The organism is Mycobacterium conspicuum, from assembly GCF_010730195.1.
Lineage (GTDB): Bacteria > Actinomycetota > Actinomycetes > Mycobacteriales > Mycobacteriaceae > Mycobacterium > Mycobacterium conspicuum.
The window spans coordinates 6229899-6237139 of the sequence record NZ_AP022613.1; the positions used below are offsets into that span (position 1 = coordinate 6229899).

The 7241-nt window shown below is 78.8% G+C and carries 2 protein-coding genes; one reads left to right on the top strand and one right to left on the bottom strand.

All coding sequences use genetic code 11. The annotated features are described in order from the left end of the window. Positions 1 to 3: 3 nt before the first annotated feature. Positions 4 to 990, top strand: a complete 987-nt coding sequence (locus tag G6N66_RS28740; RefSeq protein WP_085235297.1) for a MaoC family dehydratase — start codon at positions 4 to 6, stop codon at positions 988 to 990. On the opposite strand, the gene G6N66_RS30200 is transcribed toward G6N66_RS28740, so the two are convergent. Continuing rightward, a partial coding sequence (locus G6N66_RS30200) for a hypothetical protein (protein WP_163645935.1) occupies positions 971 to 7241 on the bottom strand: 6271 nt, incomplete at its 5' end. The genes G6N66_RS28740 and G6N66_RS30200 overlap by 20 nt on opposite strands.

Consider the following 7241-nt stretch of genomic DNA (forward strand, 5'->3'; position numbering starts at 1 on the left):
CCGGTGACGTATGCGCGGATACGCGAGGGTGGTCCCTACTTCGATGACCTCTCGGTGGGTCAGGTGTTCGACTGGGCGCCGTCGGCGACGCTGTCGTCCGGGTTGGCCGCCGCGCATCAGGCGATCCTCGGTGACCGGATGCGGCTTTCCCTGGACGCCGAGCTGTGCGCCGCCGTGACCGGTGCGCCGGGGCCGCTGGCACACCCGGGCCTGGTGTGCGACGTCGCGATCGGCCAGTCGACGCTGGCGACCCAGCGGGTCAAGGCGAACCTGTTCTACCGCGGGCTGACGTTTCACCGCTTCCCGGTCATCGGTGACAGCCTCTACACCCGCACCGAAGTGGTTGGGCTGCGGGCGAATTCGGTCAAGCCGGGCCGGGCGCCGACGGGATTGGCGGCGCTGCGGATGACCACCATCGACCAGGCCGACCGGTTGGTGCTCGACTTCTACCGCTGCGGGATGCTGCCCGCCAGCTCGGATTTCACACTTGACGGCGCGCCCGACGACGACCTGTCCGGCATCGGCGTCGACGCGCCGCCGCCGGCGTCGGATCCGACGGCGGGGTGGGACGGGGAGGTGTTTCGGACGCGGGTCCCGGGGCCGCACTTTGACGCGGGCCTGGCGGGTGCGGTGCTGCGCAGCACCGGCGACGTCGTCAGCAGCGCGCCGGAGCTGGCCCGCCTGACCCTGAATATCGCTGCCACGCACCATGATTCGCGCGTGGGTGGGCAGCGGCTGGTGTACGGCGGGCACACGATCGGGCTGGCGCTGGCGCAGGCGACCCGGCTGCTGCCGAACCTGGTGACGGTGCTGGGCTGGGAGTCCTGCGACCACACCGGCCCGGTGCACGAGGGTGACACGCTGTACAGCGAGCTGCACGTTGAGTCCGCGCGGTCCGGTGTGCTGGGCCTGCGGTCGGTGGTGTACGCGGCGGGCGTGGAAGCCGGTCGGCCGGTGCTGGACTGGCGGTTCAGCGCTTTGCAGTTCTGACCGCCAGCCCAGCCCCGCGAAGTTCTAGCCGTGGTTGCCGTTGGTGCCGGCGGTGCCGTCGGCGCCGGCGTTGCCGTCGGTGCCGCCGCCCTGGCCGATTCCACCGGCGCCGCCGTTGGGCAGATTCACGGTGCCGCCGGTGCCGAAGTTCCCGCCGGTGCCGGTGCCGCCGGTGGTGCCGCCGGTCCCGGCCGCGCCGGGCGTTCCGGGAGCGCCGCCGTTGCCGCCGTTGCCGCCGCTGGGGCCGTCGCCGCCGTTGCCGCCGTCGCCGCCGCCGCTGAAGCCGTCGCCGCCCTTGCCGCCCGTTTGGGTGGCACCGGTGCTGCCGCCGGCGCCGCCGGTGCCGCCGTTGCCGGCCTTGCCGCCGTTGCCCGAGATGACACCGCCGGACCCGCCGTTGCCGCCCACGCCGCCGTTGCCGCCTGTGCCGCCGGTGCCGCTGTTGCCGCCGTTGCCGCCGTTCGGGTTGGTGATGGTGCCGGTCGCGCCGGCGCCGCCGGTGCCGGGCGCGCCGCCGGTACCCGCGTTGCCGCCGGTGCCGCCGGCCGCCGGTGCCCGCGCCCTGGGCGTTGCCGCCGGCGCCGGCCGCGCCGCCGTTGCCGCCGCCGCCGCCGTTGCCGCCGTTGCCGCCGGCGCCGTTGTTCACCGCGAACGTGGAGTCACCGGCCGCGCCGCCGCCGCCGGCACCGCCGGTGCCGCCGTTGCCGCCAGCACCGCCCTTGCCGCCGTTGCCTGAGGTCGAACCGCCCAGGCCGCCCTGGCCGCCCTGGCCGCCGTTGCCGCCCGCCACGCCGGTGCCGCCGTTGGCGCCCGGGGTGGACCCGGCGGTGCCGGTGCCGCCGCTGTCGCCGTTGCCGCCGGCGCCGCCGTTGCCGCCGGTGCCGACCGAGCCGCCGTTGCCGCCGGCGCCACCGTTGCCGCCGCTGGCGCCGGTGCCGCCGGTGCCCGAGTAGCCGAAGCCGGCGCCGCCGGTGCCGCCGTTGCCGGCCGGACCGGTCACGGCGGAGCCGTCGTTGCCGCTGCTGGGCGAGCCGGTGCCGGTGCCCGCGCCGCCCTTGGATCCGACGGTGCCCGGGTTGCCGCCGTTGCCGCCGGCGCCACCGTTGACGTGGGACGCGGTTCCGGCCGCCCCGCTGCCGCCGCTGCCGGGTGTGCCGGCGTTGCCGCCGTTGCCGCCGCTGCCGGCGGCGCCGATGGTGCCGCTCGTCACGGTTCCGCCGTTCCCGCCGACCCCGCCGTTGCCGCCGTTGCCGCCGTTGCCGCCGTTTCCGCCGGCGCCGTTGTTCACGGTGAAGGAGCTGTCACCGCTGCCGCCGGTGCCGCCGGTGCCGCCGGCCGCGCCGTTGCCGCCCTTGCCGCCCTGGCCGCCGTTACCGGAGACCGTGCCGCCCTGGCCGCCGTTGCCGCCGGCGCCACCGGTGCCGCCGTTGCCGCCGGCCACGCCGTTGCCGCCGGTGCCGGCGCCGCCGTTGCCGCCGGTGGTTCCCGCGACGCCGTTGCCGCCGGCGCCGCCCGCTCCGCCGTTGCCGTAGGTGCCGCCGTTGCCGCCGTTGCCGCCGGTGCCGCCGTTGGCACCCGCGGTGCTGGAGGTGAAGCCCGCGCCGCCGTTGCCGCCGTTGCCGGGTGCGGCGGCGGTGCCGTCGCTGCCGTTGGTGGCGGCGCCGGCGCCGGTGCCCTTGCTGCCGCCGGTGCCGACCGTCTGGGTACCGGCGTTGCCGCCGTTGCCGCCGTTGGGGTTGCTCGCGGTGCCGGCCGCGCCGTTGCCGCCGCTGCCGGAGGTGCCCGAGTTCCCGCCGTTGGCGCCGCTGCCGGCGGCGCCGAGGCTGCCCGCGGCGCCGTTGGTGGCAGTCCCGCCGGTGCCGCCGTTGCCGCCGTTGCCGCCTTGGCCTCCGGCCCCGCCGTTGCCGCCGTTCTGGCCGGCGCCGTTGTTGGTTCCGGCCACCCCGTCGGCGCCGGTCACGCCGTTGCCGCCGTTGCCGCCGACCGCGCCGTTGCCGGCGGCGCCGCCGTTGCCGCCGTTGCCGGAGATGGTGCCGCCGATGCCTCCGGTGCCGCCGTTGCCGCCGTTGCCGCCGGCCTGCCCGGCGTTGCCGTTGTCGCCGGGGTTGACGCCGTTGGTGCCGGCCGCGCCGGCCACGCCGTTGCCCCCGGCGCCGCCGTTGCCGCCGTTGCCGTACGAGCCGCCGGCGCCGCCGTTGCCGCCGTTGCCGCCGCTGGCGCCCGCGACCGAGGAGGTGTAGCCGTTGCCGCCGTTTCCGCCGTTGCCGGCCTGGGCCGCGGTGCCGTTGCTGCCGGTGGTGCCCGGAGTGGAGCCGGTGCCGCCGGTGCCGCCCATGCCCTTCGTCTCGGTGCCGCCGTTGCCGCCGTTGCCGCCGTTGGGGTTGGTGGCCGTGCCGCCGACGCCGTTGCCGCCGTTGCCGGCGGTGCCGGCGTTGCCGCCGTTGCCGCCGTTGCCGCCGGTGCCGGTGGACCCGGTGGCGCCGTTGGTGGCCGTGCCGCCGACACCGCCGTTGCCGCCGGTGCCGCCGTTGCCGCCGGCGCCGCCGTTGCCGCCGTTCTCGCCGCCGTTGATGCCGTTGCCGAAGGAGTCGGTGTCGGCGACGCCGTTGGCGCCGTTCACGCCGTTGCCGCCGGCGGTGCCGTTGCCGCCGTTGCCGCCGGACCCGCCGGCGCCACCGTTGCCGGAGATGGAGCCACCCTGGCCGCCGGCGCCGCCGTTACCACCGTTGCCGCCGGTGTAGCCCGCGGTGCCGCTGTCGCCGGGGTTGACGCCGTTGTTGCCGGTCACGATGGCGTTGGTGCCGTTGCCGCCGGCGCCGCCGGCGCCGCCGTTGCCGATCGAACCGCCGTTGCCGCCGTTGCCGCCGTTGCCGCCGTTGGTGTCGGGCGTCAGCGGGTTGTAGCCCTTGCCGCCCTGGCCGCCGTTGCCGGCCGGCCCGGTGACCGAGTTGCCGGCCTTGCCGCTGGTGCCCGTCGTGGAGCCGGTGCCGCCGGTGCCCAGGGTGCCCGCGGTGCCGGCGTTGCCGCCGTTGCCGCCGTTGCCGCCGTTGAAGCTGGCCACGGTGCCGTCCGCGCCGGCGCCACCGTTGGCCGGGGTGCCGGCGTTGCCGCCGTTGCCGCCGTTGCCGCCGGTGCCGGTGCTGGCCTGGGTGCCGGCGCCGCCCAGGGTGTAACCGCCGGCCCCGCCGTTGCCACCGGCACCGCCGTTGCCGCCGTTGCCGCCGTCACCGCCATTGCCGCCGGCGCCGTTGTTCACGCCGGTCATCCCGAACTGGCCGATCCGGCCGTTGCCGCCGTTGCCGCCGTTGGCGCCGTTCCCGCCGTTGCCGCCGGTGCCGGCGGTACCGAGCTGGCTGCCGCCGTTGCCGCCGGCACCGCCGTTGCCGCCCGCGCCACCGGCCGTGCCGGAGGTGCCGCTGGCGCCGGCGGTCACACCGTTGGTGCCGGCGACGCCGGCCGTGCCGTTGCCGCCGTTGCCGCCGGTACCGCCGTTGCCGTAATTACCGCCGTTGCCGCCGCTGCCGCCGTTGCCGCCGCTGGTGCCGGCGGCGGTGGGGTTGAAGCCGTTGCCGCCGTTGCCGCCGTTGCCCGACGCGGTGGTCGGAAGGCTGCCGGCGGATCCGCTGCCGCCGTGGGTGATGCCCGTGCCGCCGGTGCCCGCACCGCCGGCGGTGCCGGCGTTGCCGCCGGTGCCGCCGTTGCCGCCGTTCGGGTTGGCCGCGGTGCCCTCGGCGCCGTTGCCGCCGTTGCCACCGACGCCGGCGTTGCCGCCGTTGCCACCGGTACCGCCGGCGCCGTGGCTGCCGACGGTCACCGTCGTTCCGCCGTTGCCGCCGGTACCGCCGGCGCCGGCCGCCCCGCCGTTGCCGCCGTTGCCGCCGGCGCCGTTGTTGACGCCGGCCGCGCCGTCGGCGCCCGCACCGCCCACGCCGCCGGCACCGCCGGTGCCGCCGACGCCGCCGGCGCCCGCGTTGCCGGCCACCGTGCCGCCGGCGCCGCCGTTGCCGCCGGTACCGCCCTGACCGCCGGTCCCGCCGTCGGTGCCGCTGGCGCCCGGGGTGGCGCCGTCGACGCCGGCCGCGCCGGCCGCGCCGGTGCCGCCCTGCCCGCCGGTGCCGCCCACGCCGTACTTGCCGGCCGCGCCGCCGTCGCCGCCGGTCCCGCCGGCCGCGCCCGGCGTGGTCGGGTTGTAGCCCATGCCGCCGGTGCCGCCGTTGACGACGGTCGAGGTGGTGTTGACGGTGCCCGTGGTGCCGGCCTGCCCCGGAACCGTGCCGGTGCCGCCCTGGCCCGCGGTGCCGCCGGTGGTGCCCGGGTCGCCGCCCTGGCCGCCCTGGCCGCCGGTGGTGTGGCCGGCGGTGCCCGCCGCGCCGGTGCCGCCCCGGCCGCCGAGGCCGGTGATGCCGCCGTTGCCGCCGTTGCCGCCGTTGCCCACGGTGCCGTTGGTGACGTTGCCGGCGTTGCCGCCGTTCGCGCCGGTGCCGCCGGCGCCGCCCTGGCCGCCGGTGCCGCCGGTGCCGTTGTTGACGCTGAAGTCGCCGGTGCCGCCCGTGCCGCCGGTGCCGCCCTGGCCGCCGTTGCCGCCGTTGCCGCCGTTGCCGCTGTTACCGGCGATCAGGCCGCCGTCGCCGCCGTTGCCGGCCGCGCCGCCCTGGCCGCCCTGCTGGCCGACGCCGCCGGTGCCGGCCGGGGTGCTGCCGGTGCTGCCGGTGATGCCGATGCCGCCGGTGTACCCGTTGCCGCCGTTGCCGCCGTTGCCGTAGGACCCGGCGTTGCCGCCGTTGCCGCCGCTGTAGCCGGTCGCGCCGGCGCCGGGGATACCGAAGGCGTCGCCGCCGTCGCCGCCGTTGCCGGTCGGGGTGGTGGGTGTGCTGCCCGCGTTCCCGTTGCTTCCGGCGCCGTGCCCGATGCCGGCGTTGCCGCCGCTGCCGACCAGGCCGCCGGCACCGCCGTCGCCGCCGCCGGTGTAGCCGTTGCCGCCGGCGCCGCCATGGCCGCCGGTGCCGCCCTGGCCGCCGTTGCCGCCGTTGGAGTCGCCGCTCTGCAGGCCGTTGCCGCCGTTGCCACCGGCGCCGCCGCTGCCCGCGTTGCCGCCGGCACCACCGTGGCCGCCGTTGGCGCCGCTGTTGCCGCCGTCGCCGCCGTTGCCGCCGTTGCCGCCCAGCGTGCCGTCGGTGCCGTTCGGGTTGCCGACGGTGCCGCTGTTGCCGTTGGTTCCGGGCAGGCCGTTGCCGCCGGCGCCACCGGCGCCGCCGTTGCCGACCGGGCCGCCGTTGCCGCCCTTACCGCCGTCGCCGCCGTTGATGTGCTGGGGTGTGCCCGCGGCGCCGTTGCCGCCGTTGCCGCCGTTGCCGCCGGTGCCGGTGGGGCTGGCGCCCGCGGTGCCGTTGGCGCCGGTGGTCCCGGTGGTGGAGCCGGTGCCGCCGCTGCCGCCGGTGCCGCCCGCCGCGCCGGCGCCGTCGGTGGTGCCGCCGTTGCCGCCGTTGCCGCCGTTGAAGTTGGTGACGGTGCCGTTGGCGCCGTCACCGCCGTTGCCGGCGATCGCGCCGTTGCCGCCGTCGCCGGCCGCGCCGCCGTTGCCGCCGGTGCCGGTGGTGCCGTGGGCGGCCGTGCCGCCGTTGCCGCCGGCGCCGCCGTTGCCGCCCAGGCCGCCGCTGCCGCCGTTGCCGCCGTCCTGGCCGCCGCCGATGCCGTTGCCGTAGACGTCCTGGTCGGCGACGCCCTCGTTGCCATTGCCGCCGGCCGCGCCGTTGCCGCCGTTGCCGCCGACACCGCCGGCGCCGCCGTTGCCGCCGTTGCCGGTGACCGAGCCGCCCAGGCCGCCGTTGCCGCCGTGGCCGCCGTTGCCGGCGTCCTGCCCGTTGCCGCCGTTGACGCCGGAGGACGCCGTGCTGCCGTTGGCGCCGTTGCCGCCGTTGCCGCCGGCGCCGCCGTCGCCGCCGTTGCCGTGGGTGCCGCCGTTGCCGCCGTTGCCGCCGTCGCCGCCGTTGCCGTCGTTGGGGTTGGCGAGCGGCGGCGTGTAGCCCACGCCGCCGGCGCCGCCGTTACCGACGATGCCGGTGACGCCGCTGCCGGCGCTGCCGTTGTTGCCGACGGAGACGCCGTCGCCGCTGGCGCCGCCGGTGCCGCCGTTGCCCGCGGTGCCGGGGTCGCCGCCGTTGCCGCCGTTGCCGCCGGCCGTGCTGGTGGCGATGCCGGCCGCGCCGTTGCCGCCGTCGCCGGGCGTTCCGGCGTTGCCGCCGTCGCCGGCG